The organism is Amycolatopsis oliviviridis, assembly GCF_014654365.1.
Lineage (GTDB): Bacteria > Actinomycetota > Actinomycetes > Mycobacteriales > Pseudonocardiaceae > Amycolatopsis > Amycolatopsis oliviviridis.
Map to the genome: position 1 here is coordinate 1164990 of NZ_BNAY01000002.1, position 20548 is coordinate 1185537.

Consider the following 20548-nt stretch of genomic DNA (forward strand, 5'->3'; position numbering starts at 1 on the left):
CCTTGCTGTCAGTGACCTCGCCCGTGTCCCGGTGATCTTGTGGGCGGCATGACTGTTGTGAAAACTCGTGCAAGCGGGCTGCCGGTCTTCCTCGGCCTCGCGTTCGGCCTTGCCTGGCTGGGCATGGTCGGAGCTTGGGCGCTCGGCTTCTCGTTGGTGAACCCGTTGGTGCAGCTGCCGTTCGCGTTCGCGCCGGCGTTGGCCGCGTTAGTCGTGCGTCGGTGGGTGACCGGTGAGGGGTTCGCGGACGCGGGGCTGCGGTTGCGGCTGCGTACGGCCTGGCCGCAGTACCTCATGGCGTGGCTGGGTCCGGCCGCTCTCGTCGCGGCCACCGCTGCCGTGGCCGTGCTGTTCGGCGCGCACCTTGCCCCGTTGGACGGCCGGTTCGGTGGTCTGCCCGGCTGGGCGCTGGTCGCAGTGCTCCTGCTCGTCGTCCCGCTGCTCACGCCGATCTACTGGGGCGAGGAGTTCGGATGGACGAGTTACCTGCGGCAGCGGGTGTTCCCCGGCCGGCCGGTGGCGGCGACGCTGTCCACCGGTCTGATCTGGGCGGTGTGGCATTACCCGCTCGCATTCGTCGGATACATCGAGTTCGAGAACGTCGCGTTGGGTCTCGCCGTGTGGACAGTGTCGTTCGTATGCCAGGAGATTCTCCTGAGCTGGCTACGAGTGCGCAGCGGCAGTGTGTGGACGGCGAGCCTCGCCCACGCCGGGAACAACATGGTGCTGGCCCTGCTGGTCGGTCTTCTGCTGGCGGACGTGAGCGTCACGACCGTCACGGTGTTCACGACGATCCCGATGGCAGTCCTCGCCGCCTGGGTGCTGGCGACCGGGCGGCTGCGGCCGTGAACCGTCCTGTGGTGGAACTCTCTCAGGTCAGCCGACTGTACGGACTCAGTTCACATCACGTCGCGGCGTAGGGCACGTGAATCTGGCCTGCCGGCAGGAAGCTGGGCCGTTGTTCTGGGGAAATGCAGCGGGTGCTCGGCGATGTCGCGGTCACCGGTGATGGTCAGGTTGCCTGATCCTTCGCGGCCGTCCTGACCGAGTTCTTCACCCGACGATCACCCACGCGCAGCGCTCACGGGACACGGTGATCAGCGAGCGGCACGCACGGATCCGTGTCCTGACAGTACGTCCGCGCGAAGAACAGAGTCACTCCGAAGACGTGCGGCGCCGCCGTCCTCTCCACCACTGGACCAGAATCACGCCGGTGAACGGGCCCAGCCCGGCGATTCCGTGTATCCAGATGTCTGTCGCGCCGAGAACATAGTTGATCCCGACCACGCCGAGGTAGCACAGCGCAGCCAGCCCTGCCAGCCCTACGAGCACCACTAGGCGGGGAGGTCGCGGCCTGGCTGAGGAACGTTCATTTTCGGCTGTCGGCATGCTGTCCAGCATGGACGTGACCAGCCGCCCCGCGCACGAAAACAGACAGGATGCCCTCGGCCATGCCGATGGCCGCGCGAGCGGCGAACATCCGCCCACTCGATTCGGTCGCCTGCTCCAGGAGGTCGAAAGCCTCGCCTCCGCACTGATCGGCAAGACCGCGGGCTTGTCGACGCCGCTGGGTCAGGCCGTTCGGTCTAACGCGGATGGAGCGATCATCGCAACATCACAACGATGCGACGCTGCCGGGTTTGGCGGCCGGACGACACGGGCATCTGCGCCTCACCCCGTAATCTCGATCAAGGAGTCGGCTAGTGGCTTCGTACAGAGTGAAACCGTCCAAACCCGTCGCGGTCCTCGGCGCGCTGATCGGCGTCGCGATGCTTGTTGTCGTGTTCGTCAACGGGATCGGTCGTCACAGCGGTTTCATCTGGCTGTGGGCGACGGCGTGCGTGGCCATCGTCGGGTTCAACCTCTGGGCGGCGTTCAGCAAGAACGGAGCCACGGAAGTGGTCGAACGCCGGACCGCCGAATAGCCCACTCGCGAAGCAACACGAGCGTGGATCACGCTAGCCGAGACCACCCATGACGCGCCGCGGCCTTTCCCCATCAACGCCTCAAGCCGGGCGAGCCTTCTCCACAAGCCGGACCTCAGATTCACACCGCGCCGTCCCCAGCCTTCCTTCTTCGCCACTGCCGTGCCCGAGGTACCAGCAGCGGGTCTCGATCCAGATCGCACCTGCGCCGCCAGTGACGAGCACGAGGTTCGCGTTGTCGGCGGGCGGCTGCACGACCGCGACCTGGGCAGGTTCGCTGTGCGAGACGTGCTGACGGCCTGGCGCCTCGTCGCGGATGACGGGCGTCAGGCCGGGGGCCGCCGACTACCTCGCCGAAGTCACCCAAGCCCTCGGGTCGGTCTCGAATCCCGCACCGTCGACAACGACAGCCCCGTCTCGGCCTACGTCGCTCTCGACCACAGGCTCCCCAGCCACCCCGACCGGGACAGAGCCCTGCCCTGGGACGAAGCCCACGGCTGGGCCATCGCCATCGAAACCCACTCCGGCGAAGACCTCGTCATCATCCGCGTGCACGCAGGGCCGGAAAGGCGATGCGCATCTCCATCCGCGCCGGCGGTGCCCCCAGGCAGTGGTGCACACCATGGCCGAACGCGGCGGGCGAGATCTTTCGGGAAGATGACGGGAACGCGCGAAACGTTGTCCGAGTTGGAGCCCTGATGTTCCGATGCTCCCCGACATCGGCACTGGAGGGAAACATGGAACTCATGAAGGAGCCGTCGGCCCATTCGAAGCCGCGGCGCAAGATCCTGGCCCTGACGCTTTTCGCGCCTCTCGTGGCTTTCGTCGCGGTGCCATCGGCGGAGGCCGCCGAGGCCCCGGCCGAACGCACGATCGAGGTCGTCACGTACAACGCGGGGGACGCGGGCGGTCTCAAGGCCGACCTTCTCCGGCTCATCGAGACCGAACGACCCGCCGTCATCGGGCTGCAGGAGGTCGCCGACCGCGAGGACGTGGTGAAGGAGGCCGCGGCCGCGGCGGGATACGTCGCCCTCTACGAGACGGACCGCCGGGCGGTCAAACACAACGCCATCCTGGTGCGCGGGAACATGACCCTCAAAGGCCATGGCGCGACCGAGATCTCGCCCGCGTCCAAAGTGGACCCTTCCACGCCCGGAACGGGCCCCGCGGAGCCCGGTGACTGCGGCTGCTGGGTGCCGCCGAAGTACGTCAACTGGGTTCGGGTGGAAGGAGCGGGCTTCGAGTGGGTCGTCGGGGTCGTGCATCTCACCCCGTCCGCGCAGCGGTTCGACCTCAACCGTGAACTGCACAACCGGCAGGTCCGCGAAAGCGCGGACTGGTTCTCCTCCCGCACGGCCGAGCCGGTGGTCATGGGTGACTTCAACGCCGAACCGGGCTCGGACCTGATGGCGGGGCTGCGTCAGGTGGCCGAGCCCTTCAGCGCCCCGAGCCACGGCACCAGGTCCATCGACCACGTATGGGCGAAGAAGGCCGCGACCGGTTCCGAGGTCGACGCCCTCTCCGGCTACGGAAGCGATCACCGTCCGGTCCGCGTCCGGGTGACGGTGACTCGATGAGACGGGTCTCGTGGCGGCGTGCCCTGGTCGCGGTCGCGGTTCTCGCCGGCTCGGTGGTGGCCGTCCCGGATGCGGCGGCGGGCCCGGCCGAGACCGGGCCGCGCGACGAGTCGCTGGACTTCCGTTTCCCTGCGGCGGACCTGGTGCGGGTGCCGGAGACGAACACCTACGTCGCGGTCGGCGCGAGCGTCCCCGGTACCAAGCTGCCCTATACGAAGGTCGAGTTCGCCGGCGGGGCGTTCCAGCGCCGCGGTGCGATCGACGGTGACGCCTGGGAGGACGTCACGTTCCCCGCCGGTTACTGGGCGAGGCCGGACTCTCCACTGTGGACACCAGCGATGTTCGCGCGCCAGGAGGACGGCCGAGTCGTCTACTACGTCTTCTACAGCGCGGCACTGCCAGGCCCCGAACCCGCGGGCCAGGCGAAACACTGTATCGGTTACGCGACGTCGTTACACGCGACGGGAGGGTTCGTCGCGAACGCCGATCCGCTGTTCTGCCCGGAGCGCGGGTGGGCGATCGACGCCGACGTGAGCAGAGGGCAGGGCGAAGCCTGGCTGACCCTGCGCAACGGGGCGTGGACGCAGAACCGCGTCACGGCCCTGGGCGCCGCCAAACTGGACTTCGACCGGTCTCGCCACGTGCGGCGGTTGTCGGAGGCCGACGCGAAGAAGCTCATCGACAACGCGGATCTCGAGTGGACACACCACAACAGCCCGCCGGACGACGTCCTCACGATCGAGAATCCCAACGCCGTGCGCATCGACGGGGAGTGGTACCTCTTCCATTCAGGGAACAACTGGTACGCGAACCGCTATTCCACCGGCGTCGCCTATTGCGGGACGGCGTTGACCGGCAACCGGTGCACTCCGATGTACCACCAGCGCGCGTACTTCTCCTACGAGCCCGACCCCGACGGCGAGCCGAGGTTCCGGCCGGGCCTGCCCGAGCGTCACCGCAAGAAGAACCTGCCGGGCAACAAGCGAGGACCCGGTGCCTTCGACGCGTTCCAAGCACCGGACGGCTCCTGGTGGGCCGCGTGGAACTACATCACCGACGCGAGCCCTCTCCCCCACGAAGACCCGTCTCCGGAGCGACGAAGCAGAATCGGACGGCTGACCAAGACCGGCGGCGGGGCCACCGCCGAGTTCACCGTGAACTGGTGACCCGAGGACCGCCCGCAGTTGACCGGCGGTCCGCATGGTCACGCACGCCGGTTGTCGTAGTGCTCCTGGGCGGCGAGGAGTTCTTCGCCGTGCCGTCCGAACCATCCGAGGAGATCGGTCAGCGGTCCGGCCAGGCTGACGCCGAGTTCCGTCAGGCTGTAGGTCACCTGGGGCGGAGTGGTGGACGCCACCTCGCGGGAGACGAGCCCGGCTCGGCCCAGTGCTTTGAGGTTCTGCGACAGCATCTTCTGGCTGATTCCGCCGATTCGGGCGTGCAGACGCGCGAAGCGGTGCGGACCGCTGACGAGGGCCGACACGATGAGTGTCGCCCAGCGGCTCGTGGTCTGGTCGATGATCGGCCTGAGCGCGCACTTCTGGTCGAAGGTGTCGTGGGCCAGGAGCCTGTCGGCCGTCGCCCTTTGTTCGGTTTCCATCACCGCAGCAGGTTACAAAAAAGTACGTACTTCCCGAAGGAAAGCAGCTTTATTACGGTGACTCTCACAAGATCGAACCGGCAAGGAGTCACTGTGAGCAGCAACAACGCGCGTACGGCGATCGTCACGGGCGCTTCGAAGGGCTTGGGTGCGGGGATGGCCAAGGCCTTGGCCGAGACCGGCGCCGCCGTGGTGGTGAACTACCGAGAGGACGTGGAGGGCGCCGACCGGGTGGTCGCGGAGATCACCGCGAAGGGCGGCCAGGCTGTCGCGGTCCAGGCTGACGTGTCGAGCGGAGACGACGTACGCCATCTCTTCGGACAGGCGCGCGAGGCGTACGGCCCTGTCGACGTGCTCGTGAACAACGCGGCTGTCGCCACCTTCGCGCCACTGTCGGATATCACCGAGGACGAGTTCCAGCGCGAGATGACCACGAACCTGCTGGGCACGATCCTGACGACGCAGGCCCTGGCCGCTCAAGACGACATCGACGCCGCGTCGATCGTCAACGTCTCGACGGCCGGCGCGGTCACCCTTCCCCAGTACGCCTCGCTGTACGTCGCCTCCAAGAGCGCTGTCAACGCCTTCACCATCGTCGCGGCCAAGGAACTGGGTCCACGGGGCATCCGGGTCAACGCGATCATGCCCGGACCGTCCGACACCGAAGGCACCCGGGCCATGGGATACGCCGGGTCGGATCAGGAAGCACAAGCGATCGCCGCCACGCCCCTGGGCCGTTCGGGCACCCCCGGAGACTACGGCCCGCTCGTCGCCTTCCTGGCCTCCGACGACGCGCGCTGGATCACCGGGGACGTCATCCTCGCTTCCGGTGGCCTGCGCTGACACATCCGCGACCACACCCAGCTTGTCCAGCGGTGGAAGTGAAGAAGCCCAGAACTACTGAAGTCCCCACCGCAGCGGTTGTGACAAGGAACCAGAAAGACCGCTACACCAAAAACCGGTCCGCAGCGGACTTCTCCTATTATCGGCACACCAGAGCAAACGGAGCCCGACCGCGATTGACACCAAAGCGAAATTGCCGCCGAAGAACCACTATCCCTGCGGGCCGGAAGCGATGTCGATGTTGTGGGCCGGGTCGGGCTCGAACCGACGGCCAAGGGATTATGAGTCCCCTGCTCTAACCAACTGAGCTACCGGCCCCAAGGGTGTCCTGACACCTCCGCGGGAGCCGCCCCGGCCCGGATCAGCCGGGTTTGCGAACGCACAGAAGTCCCAGTTCGCTCCAAGTTATCACAGCGCTCACCTGCCACGATCGCCTGGTCGTAAGACTCGCGAGAGGCGGTCTAGGCCAAACAGCTGGTTTCCGGCACAGGGCAAAGCCTGCTCGTCTAGGTTGCAAAGACCAACGCCGAGCGGCTCGCCGCCCGGGACACGCTGACCATCGGGACGGGCCTGGACGTCATGCCCGTCGGCAGGGAGGCGCTCGTGGCGAGTTCGGTCGCCATCGGGCTCGGTCTCGTGGCCGCCCTCGGCGCCGCGTTGTCACTGAGGGCGAGCGTCCGGGCACTGCGGCGAGCCAGTCTCCGTGTCGACACGATCCTCGCCGACGAACTGGACGACCGGCCGCCGCCGCAGCCCTAGCTTCAGTGTCCTTTTTGGATGGTCAGCTGCCCAGGCCCGAGCCGCCACCAGGAGGACTGGTCGGCGCTTCGGTAGTCGTCGTCGGTACAGGCGTCGTAGTCGGCAGAGTGGTTTTCGTCGGGGTGGTTGACGACTTCGGCGGTGTCTGTGTCGTCGGTGGCGTCGGTGTCGTCGGTGTCGTCACCGGCGCACCGCCGTAAGCCGCGTAGCTGAACCAGATCGCCCCGCCCGCCTTCGGCGTGGTCTGGTTGAACATCGCCCGCACCTGGAACGTGGTCGCCGTGTACGAACCCTGCACCGTGTTCAGCATGTACGCGTTGAACTGTCCCGGCGTGTTCGCCGACACGACCACCACCGCCGGGACCGCCCCCAGCGCGTGCTGCACGGTGCACATCCCGGCGCTGTCGGTCACACACGACGTCTCAGCGGCCTGCACACTCGGTGCCGGCGACGGGCCGATTGCACCGGATGTCCCGGCGAACACCGTGCCCCCGGCCGCGGCGACCGCCAGCCCCGCCACGGCGAGCGCGGCCCTTTCCCTGGTCCTCATGATCGTCCTCCCTCTGTCCGGGCCTGAGGGCCCAACAGCAGGGGTCGACCGCCGCGGCACGATCGTTACGCCACCCCGAGCCGCCGCAGCGCCGGTCGCCACCGGTTCCCGCCGGTCGCCAGCCCCAGCGCCACCAGGCCCGCGCAGTACTTGCTCACCGACTGCTCCCGGATCCGCAGTTTCGCCAGCGCCTCGGTGACGCTGTTGCGCTCGGAAGCCGACTTCACCTCCAGCAGCACCAGGTCGCCCCCGGCGGCGAGGCTCCGCGAACCCGAACGCCAGACCAGCGACGTGTCGCAGGTGATCCGGGCGTCGGCGGTGACGAGGGTGGTGCGCCGGTAGTCGGTGACCAGCGCGGGAGCCAGCGGCCGGGGCGCGGGGCGGCCGTAGGCGGCGGTGAGGGCATCGTCGAGGAACGTCAACGCGGGCGCGGTCAGGCCGTGCGCGGCCTCGGCCGGATGCGGGCGGCGGACCTTGACCGTTTCGTCGCGCCGTCCGCTGACCTTGAGCTCGCAGTAGGTGTCGGCCGAGTCGGTGTAGGTGCGTGTGCGGATCTTGAACCGGCGCCGCCGGTCCTGCCGGTGCGCTCGGAAGATCGCCAGATCCGGTGTGTCGAAGTAGGTCGACGAGTAGCCGAACACCCGCTGCCCGTCGATCTCCAGGCACCGCGACGACAGCGCCTCGATCACCGCCAGGAAGTCGTTGAGCGACAGGACGTACTTGCGGTCCGTCCGGCTCATCAGCCCGCTCGTGGCGACGACTTCGGCCAGCGAAAGCGACGGGAGTCCTTTCGCCACCGCCGCGACGGTGGCCGTTCCACGCCCGCTCACCGATGCCCCGCCGGAGCGCCGTGGACGACCGGGGCGGTGTCCGGCCGGAACCGGACGTCGACGACGGTGACCTCGCGGACATAGTCCACTTCGGACACAGTGTGCCGCACGACCGTCCCGCCGAGCCGTGCCCGCAGTTCCATCAGCATGGTCTGCTCGTCGGGATACACGGTGTCGAGCACGACCGTCCGCCGCTGCGGGCCGCGCGTGCGCGAAGGGTGGTCGGCAACGTACATGACGCCGAGCAGCAGCACGTTGAACGCGGCGACGATCCGCCAGTCCGCGGACGGCAGCCCGTTCACCAGCCCCAGTACCAGCGCGACGAAGTAGTACGCGACCTCCTGCTGGCTGATCGAATCGGACCGCAGGCGGATGATCGACAGAACGCCGAACAGGCCGAGTCCCAGTGCGCTCGCGGTCGACACGGACAGCAGCACCGCGACCGAAACGCAGACGCCGACGTTCAGCGCGAGATAGGCGCAGGCGAGGTCACCGCGGTGGTGACGACGAGCGTAGATGCCGTAGGCGAGAATGACGGCGACGACGAGGTCGACGGCCAGATGAAGCAGTGTCGTGGTCATGAAAACCACTGTGCCACTGGAAGAAGAGACCGTCGTGAGAGCCGGATGAGAACCGTCTCATCCGGACTCACCGAGCCGGTACCCCATCCCCCGCACGGTTTCGATCCGTTCCGCACCGATCTTCCCGCGCAGGTAACGGATGTAGACGTCCACCACGTTCGATCCCGGGTCGAAGTCGAAGCCCCAGACCCCGCCGAGCAACTGCTCGCGGGACAGCACCTGACCGCGGTTGCGCAGCAGGGTCTCCAGCAGCGCGAACTCGCGCGCGGTGAGATCCTTCTCCTCCCCCGCCACCGAAACCTTCCGCGTCCGCAGATCGAGCGAGAGCTCTCCTGCCCGCAGCACCGCGGGCTCCGAGTCGGGATTTCCCCGCAGCCGCAACCGGATCCGGGCCAGCAGTTCTTCGAACGCGAAGGGCTTGGCCAGATAGTCGTCGGCGCCGCCGGACAGCCCGGCGACCCGGTCGACCACGCTGTCCCGTGCGGTCAGGATGATCACCGGCACCGTCCGGCCCGCGGCGCGCAGAGCGCGCAACAGATCCGAGCCGTCGAGGTCCGGGAGCCCGAGATCGAGGACGACCAGGTCGTGCGCGCCGGTCAGCGCCTCGGTCAGCCCTTCGGAGCCGGTCCGCACCCAGCGGGTCGCGAAACCCTGTGCCCGCAGGCCCTTTTCGACGAACGCGCCGATCCGGGCGGAGTCCTCCACCACCAGCACACTGGTCACCGGTCCGTACCTCCCGCGACAGGGATCTCCATGGTGAACCGCGCGCCTTCGCCGGGCACGGTGTCGAGCAGGACGCGGCCGCCGTGCGCCTCGGCGATCGCGGCGACGATCGCCAGGCCGAGTCCGGCGCCGTCGTCGCCGCTCGAATTGCTGCCGCGTTTGAACCGTTCGAAGATCCGGCTCCGCGAATCGGGAGGGACGCCTTCCCCGGTGTCCCGGACCCAGAGGCGCGCCGTCGCCGCGGTGACCTCCGAACCGAGGGCGATCTCCTGTCCCGGCGAGGTGTGCCGGACGGCGTTGGAGACCAATTGCAGCAAGGCTTGCGTGAGCCGCTGGCCGTCGGCGCGGACGGTCACCTCGGCGACGGCGTCCAGCCGCCAGACCCGGTCGGCGAGCGGACGGGACTTGGCGAGGGTCTCGACGGTGAGATCGGCGAGGTCGGTGTCGCCGGGCGCGAGGAAGTCCGGGCTGCCGGATTTCGCGAGTACCAGCAGGTCGTCCACGATCCGTTGCATCCGCCCGAGTTCGTCGAGGACCAGATGCCGGGTGGCCGCGTTCTCCTCGGGGTCCTCCCCCATCAGCTCGATGTGGCCGCGGACGATCGTGATCGGCGTACGCAGCTCGTGACCGGCGTCGTCGATGAAGTCACGTTGACCGGCGAAGGCGCTTTCGAGCCGGTCGAGCATCGTGTTGAAGGTGCGTCCGAGCGCGGCGACGTCGTCCGAACCGCGGACCTCGATCCGGCGGGAAAGGTCGGTCTCGCCGATCTGTTCGGCGGCCAGGCGGACCTCCCGCACCGGCGCGAGGATGCGGCCGGCGACCAGCCAGCCGATCAGCCCGGCCAGCACCAGCGCGGCGCCCGACATCGCGGCCATCACGCCGACGACGTCGTTGATCTCGCCCGCGGCGTGGTCGACGAACTCGACGATCACCAGGGCGCCCCGGCCGGGCGCACCGTCGATGGTCACCGGGACGACTCCGTATCGCGCGGAGCCGACCGCCGTGGTGACCGTGCCGTACGCCGGGCTCGTCACCCGGGAGAGGTCGGCGACGAACTTCGGATCGGTATCGAGCCGGACCGGGGGCTCGATCGCGCTCCGCCTCGACGCGGCACCGTCGATGATCGAGAAGAACGTCTCGTACTTTTCCGGCAGATTCCGTTCCAGATGACGGCCGAGGACGGCCTCGACGGTGACGGGCTGCCCGGCGGGCCGGGCGTCCGGCGACGCCAGGAAGGCCCGGAGCTTTCCGGTCTCGTGCGCGATCTCGTTGTCGAGCCGCTGGTCGAGCTGGTTGTGCAGGACGGTGCGGGTCGCCAGCAGCGAACCGGCCAGCGCGAGCAGCACGACCAGCAGGACCCAGGCGAGGATCCGGGCGCGGGCGCTCATCGGCCCCGCTCAGTCGTCGAGGTCGAGGTCGAAATGGTCGTCACCGTCGTCGTCATGGTCATCGACATCATCGGGGTCGTCGTCGTGCCCGGCCAGCCGTGGTGGGACGACGGCGGGCGGGGCGCCTGCCTCCCCCGGCCCGGTGACGGCCTGCCCGGCCGGGGCGACGACGGCGGGGCCGAGGTCGGGCGGCGAGGCGGCGGTGGCCGCGATGACGGCGAACGTGCCGGTGGCCGCCACCACGACGGCGGCGACCCCGGCCAGGACGATGATTCGGACTCGCATGCCGTCCAGGCTGCCCGGCGCGGGTGAGCCGCCGATGACGACTCGATGAGAACTTTCTCATCCGCCTCGGGTGGGTCGTGAGTGGTCGCGGGACAGGTCCGTGAAGGCTCGGCGCCCCACATGCACCAGCAACCACAGCGGCCGCGCGTGAAGGCCCCCTTCACGCGGCTGAGCCGAGGGAAGGGGGCCTTCACGCGCTTCAGGTAGGTAAGTGTCGTTCTAACCCCACTTGCCACTCACGACCCCCTGTACCGAAGACTCACCGGCGCCCCTCGCGTCATGGCGGCCGCGCGGTCACTTGAACGCGGCCGCGTTCCGGGCCGCCCACTCCGCGAAGGTCCGCCCAGGCCGTCCCAGCACCCGCTCGACGTCGGGGCTGACCCGCTGTTCGTCCTCCGTCGGCTCGCCGAGGATGGCGAGGGTGGCCTCCACGACCACCGGCGGCATGAACTCCGACATCGCCGCCCGCGCCTCGGCTTCGCTCAGTTCGGCGAACCGCACCGGCTCGCCCAGCGCGTCGGCCAGGTCCGCCGCCTGCCGCCGGGGCGAGATCGGCTCGGGTCCGGTCAGCACGTAGGTCCGGCCGTGGTGGCCGGATCCCCGCAGCACGGCCGCCGCGACGTCGGCGATGTCGGCCGGGTCGATGACGGGCAACGCGACGTCGCCGAACGGCGCGGCGACGACGCGATCGGCCTGGACTGCGGGTGCCCATTGGAAGGCGTTCGACGCGAATCCGCCCGGCCGCAGCACTGTCCACTCCGGACTCGACGCCTTGACCGCCTCTTCGTACGCCGACGCGTGCCGCCCGCTCCCGACGCCCTGAGAGGACAGCAGCACGATCCGGCCGACACCCGCGTCCTTGGCGGCCGCGACGACTTCCGCGACGTCGCCGCCCGCCGCCAGGAATTCTCCCGACGTCAGAAGGAAAACCCGGTCCGCGCCGTCGAAGACTTCCTTCAGCCCATCGGCCCGCGCGAGGTCCGCCTGGACGGTCCGCACGCCATCGGGCACGTCCGCGGCGGTGATGCGGCGCGACACCGCCGTCACCTCTTCCCCTTCGGCGGCAAGGGTTTCCACCAGCCGACGGCCTACGTTCCCGGTCGCTCCGGTCACCACGATCATGGTCGCTCCTCGCTGCGTTCTTCGTTGACGCGGCCGAAGCTACCTTCCTGGAGACAGTAGGTACCTAAAGGAAAGTAATGGGAAAACCGGCCTTTCGTGAGCGTGATCACAACTTCGAAGCCGCCAGAGGCCGCTTAGGGTCGGGCTCATGCCCGAAACCGCACTCGGCCCGCTGCGCGTCCTCGACTTCTCGCGGGTGCTCGCCGGCCCGTTCGCCACGATGCTGCTGGCCGATCTCGGCGCGACGGTGATCAAGGTCGAGCGGCCGGGTACCGGTGACGACACCCGTAGCTGGGGGCCGCCCTACGACGCGGCGGGCCAAGCGACGTACTTCCAGTCGGTGAACCGGAACAAGACGAGCGTGGCACTGGACCTCGCCGATCCCGCCGATCTCGGCCGAGCTCGCGCGCTCGCGCTGGAGGCCGACGTCGTGGTCGAGAACTTCCGGCCAGGTGTGATGGACCGGCTCGGTCTCGGCCCGGAAGCCCTGCGGGCGGCGAATCCCGGCCTGGTCTATTGCTCCGTAACGGGTTTCGGCTCCGGCGGCGGCGCCGCGCTGCCCGGCTACGACCTGCTCATCCAGGCCGTCGGCGGGCTGATGAGCATCACCGGCGACCCGGCGGGCGAGCCGCAGAAGGTCGGTGTCGCGCTCGTCGACGTGCTGGCCGGGCTGTTCGCGAGTGTCGGCATCCTCGCCGCGCTGCGCCATCGTGACCGGACCGGTGAGGGGCAGCGCGTCGAGATCGACCTGCTGTCCAGCCTGCTCGCCGCGCTGGTCAACCAGGGCAGCGCATACACCTCGGGCGGCACGGTCCCGGCGCGGATGGGCAACCGGCATCCCAGCATCGCCCCGTACGAGCTCGTCCCGTGCGCCGACCACGAACTCGCGCTCGCCGTCGGCAACGACCGGCAGTTCGCGGCGTTGTGCGAGGTCATCGGCCTGCCGGAACTCGCGGACGACGTCCGGTTCACGACCAATCCGGCGCGGGTCGAGCACCGCGCCGAACTCCGCACGCTGCTCGAAGACCGCTTCGGCCGCCGTCCGGCCGCCGGCTGGGCGGCGGACCTGAGCGCGGCCGGGGTGCCGGCCGGTGAGGTCAACGACGTCGCGGGCGCGTTCGCCCTGGCGGAACGGCTCGGCCTGCACCCGACGGTCGAGCTGCCCCGGCCCGACGGCACCTCCGTGCGGCTGACCCGCAACCCGATCGGCCTGTCGGCGACGCCGCCGCGCTACGAGACCGCGCCGCCGGACGACCCCGGTCAGCTCACCCTCCCGTTGCCCGGCTGGAGCTGACGGACGACCGTCAGCGGACTGTCAGCGCTTCGTCAAGGCCGGCCGCGAAGCTCCTGCCATGACGAACAGGACAGTCCTCATCTCCGGCGCCGGCATCGCCGGCCCCGCCCTCGCCTTCTGGCTCTCCCTCCAGGGCTACGCGGTCACCGTCGTCGAACGGTCGCCGGAGCTCCGCACCGGTGGCCAGGCCGTCGACTTCAAGGGCGCCACCCACCGCACCGTGCTGGAGCGGATGGGCATCCTCGACGAGATCCACGAGCACCAGACCGGCGGGCTGGACCAGACCCTCGTCGACGCCGACGGGCGGGCGCTGGCCGTCCTGCCCGGCGAGTTCACCGGCGGCGACGTCGAGATCCGGCGTGGCGACCTGGCCCGGATCATGTACGAACGGACCGCTCAAGACTGCGAGTACGTCTTCGGCGACTTCATCACTTCGCTGACCGAGACCGACGACGGCGTCGACGTCACCTTCGAACGCGGCGCCCCGAGGCGGTTCGACCTCGTCTTCGGCGCGGACGGCATCCACTCGGCCGTGCGACGGCTGGCGTTCGGCCCGGAAGCCGATTACGTGGAGCACCTCGGCCACTACTACGCCCTGGTCGAGACCGACGAAACCGACGGCGGCCCGGCCGTGATGTACAACGAGCCCGGCCGCATGGCCGCCACCGGCGGGCCCAAGGCGACCGCGTTCTTCGTGTTCGCCTCCCCCGAGATCGACTACGACCGCTACGACACCGGCCGGCAGAAGGAGATCCTGGCCGCCGCGTTCGAGGGCGGTGGCTGGCGGCTGCCCGAGCTGATGGAGCTGGTGAAGCGCTCGGACGACGTCTACCTGGACTCGATCGCCCGGGTCACGATGGACGGCTACTCCACCGGACGCGTCGCGCTCCTCGGCGACGCGGCGTACGGCAACACGCTGGGCGGCTTCGGCACCGGGCTGGCCGTCGTGGCCGCGTACGTCATCGCGGGCGAGCTAGCCGCGGCGAACGGCGACCACGACCTAGCCTTCCGCCGGTACGACGAGAAGTTCCGCGGCTACGCCAAGATCGCCCGCAAGGCCAACGCCGGGCCGTTCCTCGCACCGCCGACCACCCTGCGGATCAAGCTGCGCGACCAGATGTTCAAGCGACGGCTCCTGCTGCGCGGGATGCTGTGGGTGACCGACAAATTCGCCACCGACATCACCCTCGACGACTACCCCGCGCTCGCCCGTCAGGGCTGAGTCGGCGCCAAGTCACCAGGGCGGTGCGGCGCCCGTTCCGTGGTCGTCACCCGCGTCGTGCTCGGCGACCTGGAGCAGCAGCCCCGCCGCGACCCGCACGATCTCCTGTTCGGCGGGGGTCAGCGCCGTGTCCATGGCCCGTGCCAGCCACCGGTTGCCGTCGCGCACATGTCCGCGCAAGGCCGCGTGGCCCGCTTCGGTGATCACGATCCGCTGGGCCCGCCGGTCGCGCTCGTCGGGACGCCGCGCGACGCGGCCTTCGGCTTCGAGCGCGTTCAGCACCCTGGTCAGGGACTGCGGCTGCAGTCCTTCGATCGCGGCGAGCACGCTGACGGTCAGGGGTCCGCTGTGCCGCAGGTTCGCCAGCACCGACGCGGCCAGCCTGCTCAGGGTTCGGTCTTCGCCGGGTTGTTCGGCGCGAAGACGGGACGACAACCGCGAAACGGCCCATCGCACCGACTCCGCGGTCTGCGTGGCTTCAGTCACGGTACAACGCTAACACTTATCATTATCCTCACGAAGCCCGGCAAATGCAGCAAGTAATTAAGCGTACGCTTCGTATATGACTCCGAATCCGTGGCGAGTGTTCTGGGGCCTGCTGGAGCACGATCTGCTCATCACGCGGAAGCAGCTCGGCGGGGTGCTGGCCCAGGTCCTCATGCAGCCCTTGCTGATGCTGCTGGTGTTCGGGAAGGTCCTCGGCGCGCTCGGCTACACCCCGCCCGGCTACGCGCGGCTGCTCCTGCCCGGGCTCGTCGCGCTGAACGCGTTCTTCGCCGCCGCCCAGAACGCGTCCTTCCCACTGGCCATGGAGTTCGCCACCCGCACCATCGAGAACCGGCTGAGAGCACCCGTGCCGCTCGGCTGGATCGTCGTGGAGCGGATCTTCGCGGCTGCGTCGCGCGGTCTCGTCACCGCCGTCCTCATGGTCCCTGTCGGCGCGCTCGTGCTCGGCGACCTGTCTTGGCGGACAGCGGGTATCCCGGCGGCATTCGGGTACACCGCGCTCGGCGCGCTGGCGGGCGGCGCGGTGGGGACGACGATCGGCTCACTCGTCGCCCCCGCCCGGATCGGGATCACCTTCTCACTGGTGATGCCCCCGTTGCTGTTCACCGGTTCCGCGCAGTTCCCCTTCCCCGAACTCGACGCCGTCCCGTGGTTCCGGGCGCTGTGCGCGCTGAACCCGATGACCTACGTCAGCGAAGGCCTGCGCGGGGCGCTGACCCCGCGGATCGCTCATCTGCCCGCTTGGCTCTGCGTCACCGGCCTGGCCGTCGCACTGCTCGTTTTCACCCCCGCGAGTCTCTGGACGTTCCGCCGCCGGGCGATCACCTGACTTCCGAGTGCGCGATCCGCCCGGCCGTGGTCGGCTGGTTCCGGTTTACCGCGTGACGTTTCCGGGGAAGCCGTGTCTTACGTGTTGTCACCCGGGACAGGTGGCAGGAGGGAGCTTCGGCATGGCGGCACTGCACAGGTGCGCTCGATGACGACATCGGCGAGAGAAGACGCACCGGCCGCCGGCGAAACGGTGCTGGACGACGCCACGCTCGTGGCCCGGGCCCGTGACGGCGAGATCCGCGCGTACGAGCAGCTCGTCCTGCGGTTCCAGGGGCCGATGTACCGGCTGGCGCTGCGAATGCTGGGGAACAAGGGGGACGCCGAGGACGTCGTCCAAGAGGTGTTCCTCGGTGCTTGGAGGCGGCTCGACCAGCTACAGGAGGACGCGGCGTTCGTGGGCTGGCTCTACCGGACGACGACCAACCGGTGCCTGAACGTGATCCGTGCCAGGAAACCGGTGGCCGACGTCGAGCTGGACCAGCGAGAATCCACCGGCTCGGCCGGGCGGCCGGATCGCGAGGCCGAGACGAACGCGCAGCTGACGGCGCTCACCGGGGCGCTGGGCGAGCTGACCGCGGAGCAACGGGCCTGCTGGCTGTTGCGCGAGGTCCACGGCCGCTCCTACGACGAGATCGCCCAGACGATCGGGGCGACCACCACCGCGGTGCGCGGACGCATCGCGCGAGCACGAGCACAGTTGGCGGAGGTGATGGCGCCATGGCGATGAACCACGCGACCCAGGACTACCTGCTGCCGTGCGGCCGTGATGTGGAACAGGTCTGGGAACGGCTCGACGAGGTCGACGCCGGCCGGGCGGACGCGCACGAGCTCGACTGCCCGGACTGCCGGGCGACCCGCGAGAGCCTCCGGGTGCTGCGCGGGCTGACCCAGGAACTCGCCGAAGACGACACCGAGCCGTCGCCGGATCTCACGAGCCGGATCATGTCCGCCGTCCGTGCCGAGGTGCGGCGCCGGGATCTGGTGCCGCTGGCCAGCCCGGAACCGGGTGAGGTGCGGGTGAGCGATCAGGCGGTCGCGGCGGTGCTGCGGTTCGCCGCGGACTCGGTGGACGGCGTCCGCGCACGGCGGTGCCGGGTCCTGCGCTCACCGGACATCAGCACCGGCCCGCTGGCCGTGGACGTGGAACTGAGCATCGCGATCGCCCATGATTTCGACGGTGACTCGCTGGACGTGGTCCGCGAGCGGGTCACGGCGGCGGCGGGTGCCAGGGTGGGCCTCCGCCTTGCCCGGCTCGACCTGACGGTGGAGGACATCTATGACGCGTGAGCAGGCCCCGGCCAGACAACTGGTCGAGACGGTGATCTCCCCGCCGGTGATCGCGGCGGTTTCCGCGCATGCCGCGGCGCAGGTCCCCGGCGTGGTACGCCTGGAACCCGGGCTGCGTGGGCTGGCAAGCTCACTCACCCGGATCGCGCGGCAGCGGATCAAAGGCCTCGAACCGGCGCCGACCGAAGGGGTCCGCGCGTTCGTCGAGCACGATCCGCCCGACGTCCGGGTGGAGATCGACCTCTCGGTCTCCGGGCTGGACCAGGCCGCCGCGACGGCGCAGGCGGTGCAGCGTGCCGTCGCCAAGGCGGTCACCGAGGCGACCGGGCTCACCCCGTCCGCCGTCTCGGTGTCCATTTTGGACATCGAAATCCGTGGAGGACTGTTGTGACCGCACGTTCCGAACTGACCGCGTCGCTGCTGAGCACGCTCCGCGACGTACCGGGGCTGCGCGCGGCGACACCGTCCACCACGGCCGCCGCCTCGGCGGTGCCGTGGGATCTCGACGTGATGGCCGTCGACATCTCCGAGAACGTCGTGGAGATCCGCGTCGTCGCGCTGGAGGTGCCGATCCCGCCACTGACGGAGGTCGCCGGGGCCGCCTTGCGCGCGGTGCTGACCGGTACCCCGTGGGAGAACGCGAGCCTGCGGATCGTGGTGACCGACGTGGACGCCGCCGCGCTGACTCCTTGACCACGAAGATCGCGGTGGCCACACCCGAGGGTATGACCACCGCGATCGTCGCGTTGGGGACCTAGTTCTTGTTGGTGCCCGGGGTCAGCACCTTGTCGATGACGAAGACGGTGGCGTTCTTGGTGGGGATGTTGCCGCACAGGATCTTCGCGCCGTTGACGGTCATGTTCTCGCCGGAGCCCTCGATCTTGAGCGGGCCGCCCGCGGTGTTCAGGCTCTCCAGCGACTTGGCCGATTCCAGGCCCTTGGCGTCGTAACGCTTGCTGACGACGTGGTACTGCAGGATCGGGGCCAGCTGGTCCGGCTTGCCGGCCAGCTCGTTGAACTTGGCGTCACCCAGTGCCTGGAAGGCCGGGTCCGCCGGGGCGAACACGGTGATGGCCGGCTGGCTGTTGAGCGTGTCCACCAGGTTGGTGGCCTTGACCGCGGCGACCAGCTTGGTCAGCAGCGGGTTGGTCGAGGCGGCGCTGGCGACCGGCTGCGGGCCCATCGAGTCCAGCGAGCCGGGCGCACTGCCCTGCGGCAGCTGCGAACAGGCCGGGCCGAACACGTCGGCGTTGGTGGTCACGCCGTCACCGGAGGCGGCACTGGACATCGGGGCCGACATCGACGAGGACGGGGCGGGCGCGGAGGCGCTGTTGGAGCTGCCGGACGAAGCGCTGTCGTTGCTGCTGCAGGCGGTCAGGGCCAGCGCGGCGACCGCGGTGAAACCGATTCCTGCGACGCGAAGCTTGCTCACGGAAAATCACTCCATTTGTTTTTCGGGTTCTTACCGGGTATTCGAGACTGCCGCGAAGTCGGATTGCCACTCTTTCGAGTGACGCCGATCACCGCGCGGTGAAACTGATGACATGCCAACCCGTCGCACCGTCCGGAACGGTTCCGGCGCGGGCGTCGGTCTGGGTGTAACCGGATTTGTCGACAGCCCGGACGGTGACCTGATGACTGCCCGCCGGGACCTCGAATTCGGTCCACCACATCCGCCAGGTGTTGAGCCCCACTTCACGGGAAAGCGTTGCGGGCTGCCACTTCCCGCTCGCTCCGAGCCGGACTTCGACTCGCTCCACACCGGTGTGCTGTGCCCACGCGACGCCCGAGATCCGGACCTTGCCCGCGGGCACCGTTTCGAATCCTTTCGGACTGTCGATCCTGGACTGCGTCTTTATCGGGGCCTGTTCGCCCCAGCCGCGGTCGAGCCAGTAGGCGCGGCGCGCTTTCCAGGTGGTGATCTCCAGATCTTTGACCCATTTCGTCGCCGAGACATAGCCGTAGAGTCCGGGGATCACCATTCGAGCGGGAAAACCGTGCTCGACCGGCAGCGGTTCCCCGTTCATCCCGATCGCCAGCATCGCACCCCGCTCCCGATCGAGCGCGGCGAGGACCGGGCTGCCGGCGGTCCAGCCGTCGACGCTGGTGGAGAAGATCTGCTCGGCACCGGGAAGGACTTCGGCCTCCCGCAACAGATCCCCGAGGTCGACGCCGATGAAATTCGCCGTGGACACGTAGGTCCCGCCGACCTCGTTGGAGACACACGTCATGGTGATCGTGCGCTCGATCAGCGGACGGTTGCGGATGTCGTCGTAGCTGAACCGTTTTTCGTTGCGCACCATGCCGTGCAGCTTCAGGCTCCAGTCCTCGGCCCGGACCTGCGGCACCGACAACGCGGTGTCGACGCGATAGAAGTCGCGGTTCGAGGTGAGGAACGTCGGCGTGCCCAGCTTGGCGAAATCCGCGTCGGCCGGGATCGGCGGCGCCGGCGTGGCGGGGACCAGCCGTCCGATGGCCTCGCGGGAAGACTCCGCGTCCTTCGTCCCGGCGAGGAGCTGACCGCCCGCGCCCGCCGCCCCCGCGGCCACGAACGCACCCGCGCCCGCCAGCAGCACCGACCGGCGTGACGGGGCCACCCCGGGCGTCTCATCCTCGGCTTGAGACCTGACCACGGCCAGGCGGTGGAGCCAGAAGAAGACGCCGACCCCGGCGATCAGGCTGGCCAGCGGCGCCAGCAACGCGACCGCGGTGAGGTCGGGACGCTGCGACACGGCGAACCCGCCCAGCAGCCCGAACGCGGCGATCAGCACGATCCCCGGAACGGGTGAACGACGGGAGGCGATCCCGGCCACCGCGGCGGCCAGCACCATCACCACGGCCATGCCGCCGAGCAGCACGAGTTTGTCGTAGACCCCGAACGTCCGGACCGCGAAATCCTTCAGTTCCACCGGCGTCAGGTCGATCGCGCCGTTGCCGACCGCGAGATACGGCGAGGCGTTGGCGCCGATGAACCCGGCCACCAGATGACCGGCCGCCAGGGCGGCGGCGAGGGCGACGACACCGATCAGCGCCGCCCCGAACAGCGGGAGACGTGGCCCCTGATCGGCTCGCGAAGTCTTCATGCCAGGTATTCGCGGCCGACCGTTGAGCGGACTGGTTTCCTTTTCCCGCAAGGGAAATCGCCGATTTCCCGCAGAGGCCTTCGCTAGATATTCGTGACGGAGGCCCGCGTGGACAGGTCACGAAACGGACACGGCCCCTGC

24 protein-coding genes, 1 tRNA gene and 1 pseudogene are annotated in these 20548 nt (G+C 69.2%); 14 read left to right on the forward strand and 12 right to left on the reverse strand.

The genetic code is table 11. The features are described 5' to 3' along the window. Positions 1-57: 57 nt before the first annotated feature. The 5 genes and pseudogenes from IE302_RS12660 to IE302_RS12675 all read left to right on the forward strand — a co-directional run bounded on the left by IE302_RS12660 (position 58) and on the right by IE302_RS12675 (position 4668). Positions 58-849, forward strand: a complete 792-nt coding sequence (locus IE302_RS12660; protein ID WP_229907722.1) for a CPBP family intramembrane glutamic endopeptidase — start codon at positions 58-60, stop codon at positions 847-849. Positions 850-1703: 854 nt separating this feature from the next. Continuing rightward, complete coding sequence (locus tag IE302_RS12665; RefSeq protein ID WP_191254789.1) at positions 1704-1925, forward strand: hypothetical protein; 222 nt, start codon at positions 1704-1706, stop codon at positions 1923-1925. Between the two features lie 288 nt (positions 1926-2213). After that, positions 2214-2450: pseudogene (locus IE302_RS42730) on the forward strand (DUF6292 family protein); the annotation flags it as partial. A 212-nt stretch (positions 2451-2662) separates the two neighbouring features. Beyond that, positions 2663-3502 carry an endonuclease/exonuclease/phosphatase family protein gene (locus tag IE302_RS12670; RefSeq protein WP_191254644.1) on the forward strand — a complete coding sequence of 280 codons (840 nt, stop codon included), beginning with the start codon at positions 2663-2665 and terminating at the stop codon, positions 3500-3502. Further along, positions 3499-4668, forward strand: coding sequence for a family 43 glycosylhydrolase (locus tag IE302_RS12675; protein ID WP_191254645.1), 1170 nt, complete (start codon positions 3499-3501; stop codon positions 4666-4668). Before IE302_RS12670 ends, IE302_RS12675 begins: the two co-directional genes overlap by 4 nt. 38 nt (positions 4669-4706) lie before the next feature. Here IE302_RS12675 and IE302_RS12680 read toward each other — a convergent pair whose 3' ends face one another. Continuing rightward, complete coding sequence (locus tag IE302_RS12680) at positions 4707-5102, reverse strand: winged helix-turn-helix transcriptional regulator (RefSeq protein ID WP_191254778.1); 396 nt, start codon at positions 5100-5102, stop codon at positions 4707-4709. Positions 5103-5195: 93 nt separating this feature from the next. On the opposite strand from IE302_RS12680, the gene IE302_RS12685 reads away from it, so the two are divergent. After that, positions 5196-5945 carry an SDR family NAD(P)-dependent oxidoreductase gene (locus IE302_RS12685; protein ID WP_191254646.1) on the forward strand — a complete coding sequence of 250 codons (750 nt, stop codon included), beginning with the start codon at positions 5196-5198 and terminating at the stop codon, positions 5943-5945. Between the two features lie 244 nt (positions 5946-6189). On the opposite strand, the gene IE302_RS12690 is transcribed toward IE302_RS12685, so the two are convergent. Beyond that, a tRNA-Ile gene (locus IE302_RS12690) sits at positions 6190-6263 on the reverse strand. A gap of 261 nt (positions 6264-6524) precedes the next feature. Here IE302_RS12690 and IE302_RS12695 point away from each other — a divergent pair. Next, positions 6525-6704 (forward strand): hypothetical protein, encoded by a 180-nt coding sequence (locus tag IE302_RS12695; protein ID WP_191254790.1) that lies wholly within the window; start codon positions 6525-6527, stop codon positions 6702-6704. A gap of 22 nt (positions 6705-6726) precedes the next feature. Here the strand turns inward: IE302_RS12695 and IE302_RS12700 are convergent, their stop codons facing one another. The 7 genes from IE302_RS12700 to IE302_RS12730 all read right to left on the reverse strand — a co-directional run bounded on the left by IE302_RS12700 (position 6727) and on the right by IE302_RS12730 (position 12183). Further along, positions 6727-7254: a hypothetical protein gene (locus IE302_RS12700; protein WP_191254647.1), complete on the reverse strand. Its 528-nt coding sequence runs from the start codon at positions 7252-7254 to the stop codon at positions 6727-6729. Between the two features lie 65 nt (positions 7255-7319). Continuing rightward, a complete protein-coding gene (locus IE302_RS12705; protein ID WP_229907723.1) occupies positions 7320-8051 on the reverse strand; it encodes a polyphosphate polymerase domain-containing protein in 732 nt (243 codons plus the stop codon). 29 nt (positions 8052-8080) lie between these two features. After that, complete coding sequence (locus IE302_RS12710) at positions 8081-8665, reverse strand: DUF4956 domain-containing protein (RefSeq protein ID WP_191254649.1); 585 nt, start codon at positions 8663-8665, stop codon at positions 8081-8083. Positions 8666-8722: 57 nt separating this feature from the next. Further along, a complete protein-coding gene (locus IE302_RS12715; RefSeq protein ID WP_191254650.1) occupies positions 8723-9388 on the reverse strand; it encodes a response regulator transcription factor in 666 nt (221 codons plus the stop codon). Next, on the reverse strand, positions 9385-10776 hold the full coding sequence (locus IE302_RS12720; RefSeq protein ID WP_191254651.1) for a sensor histidine kinase: 1392 nt from the start codon (positions 10774-10776) through the stop codon (positions 9385-9387). The genes IE302_RS12715 and IE302_RS12720 overlap by 4 nt, the downstream gene beginning before the upstream one ends. 9 nt (positions 10777-10785) lie before the next feature. Beyond that, positions 10786-11061 carry a hypothetical protein gene (locus tag IE302_RS12725; RefSeq protein ID WP_191254652.1) on the reverse strand — a complete coding sequence of 92 codons (276 nt, stop codon included), beginning with the start codon at positions 11059-11061 and terminating at the stop codon, positions 10786-10788. A gap of 294 nt (positions 11062-11355) precedes the next feature. Further along, a complete protein-coding gene (locus IE302_RS12730) occupies positions 11356-12183 on the reverse strand; it encodes an NAD(P)H-binding protein (RefSeq protein WP_191254653.1) in 828 nt (275 codons plus the stop codon). A gap of 148 nt (positions 12184-12331) precedes the next feature. Here IE302_RS12730 and IE302_RS12735 point away from each other — a divergent pair, with 148 nt between their 5' ends. Then, on the forward strand, positions 12332-13477 hold the full coding sequence (locus tag IE302_RS12735) for a CaiB/BaiF CoA transferase family protein (RefSeq protein WP_191254654.1): 1146 nt from the start codon (positions 12332-12334) through the stop codon (positions 13475-13477). Positions 13478-13535: 58 nt separating this feature from the next. After that, positions 13536-14699, forward strand: a complete 1164-nt coding sequence (locus IE302_RS12740) for an FAD-dependent monooxygenase (protein WP_191254655.1) — start codon at positions 13536-13538, stop codon at positions 14697-14699. 12 nt (positions 14700-14711) lie between these two features. On the opposite strand, the gene IE302_RS12745 is transcribed toward IE302_RS12740, so the two are convergent. Further along, positions 14712-15185 (reverse strand): MarR family winged helix-turn-helix transcriptional regulator, encoded by a 474-nt coding sequence (locus IE302_RS12745; RefSeq protein WP_229907724.1) that lies wholly within the window; start codon positions 15183-15185, stop codon positions 14712-14714. A 76-nt stretch (positions 15186-15261) separates the two neighbouring features. Here IE302_RS12745 and IE302_RS12750 point away from each other — a divergent pair, with 76 nt between their 5' ends. From IE302_RS12750 to IE302_RS12770, 5 genes are all read left to right on the forward strand, one after another. Beyond that, on the forward strand, positions 15262-16035 hold the full coding sequence (locus IE302_RS12750) for an ABC transporter permease (protein ID WP_191254656.1): 774 nt from the start codon (positions 15262-15264) through the stop codon (positions 16033-16035). A 147-nt stretch (positions 16036-16182) separates the two neighbouring features. Beyond that, positions 16183-16764 (forward strand): RNA polymerase sigma factor, encoded by a 582-nt coding sequence (locus IE302_RS12755; RefSeq protein WP_191254657.1) that lies wholly within the window; start codon positions 16183-16185, stop codon positions 16762-16764. Next, positions 16755-17324, forward strand: a complete 570-nt coding sequence (locus IE302_RS12760; RefSeq protein ID WP_191254658.1) for an Asp23/Gls24 family envelope stress response protein — start codon at positions 16755-16757, stop codon at positions 17322-17324. Before IE302_RS12755 ends, IE302_RS12760 begins: the two co-directional genes overlap by 10 nt. Next, the gene (locus tag IE302_RS12765) at positions 17314-17715 is read left to right on the forward strand and encodes an Asp23/Gls24 family envelope stress response protein (protein WP_191254659.1); all 402 of its coding nucleotides are present in this window, start codon (positions 17314-17316) and stop codon (positions 17713-17715) included. Before IE302_RS12760 ends, IE302_RS12765 begins: the two co-directional genes overlap by 11 nt. Beyond that, positions 17712-18017, forward strand: coding sequence for a hypothetical protein (locus IE302_RS12770; RefSeq protein ID WP_191254660.1), 306 nt, complete (start codon positions 17712-17714; stop codon positions 18015-18017). The genes IE302_RS12765 and IE302_RS12770 overlap by 4 nt, the downstream gene beginning before the upstream one ends. Before the next feature lie 61 nt (positions 18018-18078). Here IE302_RS12770 and IE302_RS12775 read toward each other — a convergent pair whose 3' ends face one another. Together IE302_RS12775 and IE302_RS12780 are read right to left on the reverse strand one after the other, a co-directional pair. After that, the gene (locus tag IE302_RS12775; protein ID WP_191254661.1) at positions 18079-18756 is read right to left on the reverse strand and encodes a fasciclin domain-containing protein; all 678 of its coding nucleotides are present in this window, start codon (positions 18754-18756) and stop codon (positions 18079-18081) included. 88 nt (positions 18757-18844) lie between these two features. Next, positions 18845-20407, reverse strand: coding sequence for a molybdopterin-dependent oxidoreductase (locus IE302_RS12780; protein WP_191254662.1), 1563 nt, complete (start codon positions 20405-20407; stop codon positions 18845-18847). Between the last annotated feature and the right edge of the window lie 141 nt (positions 20408-20548).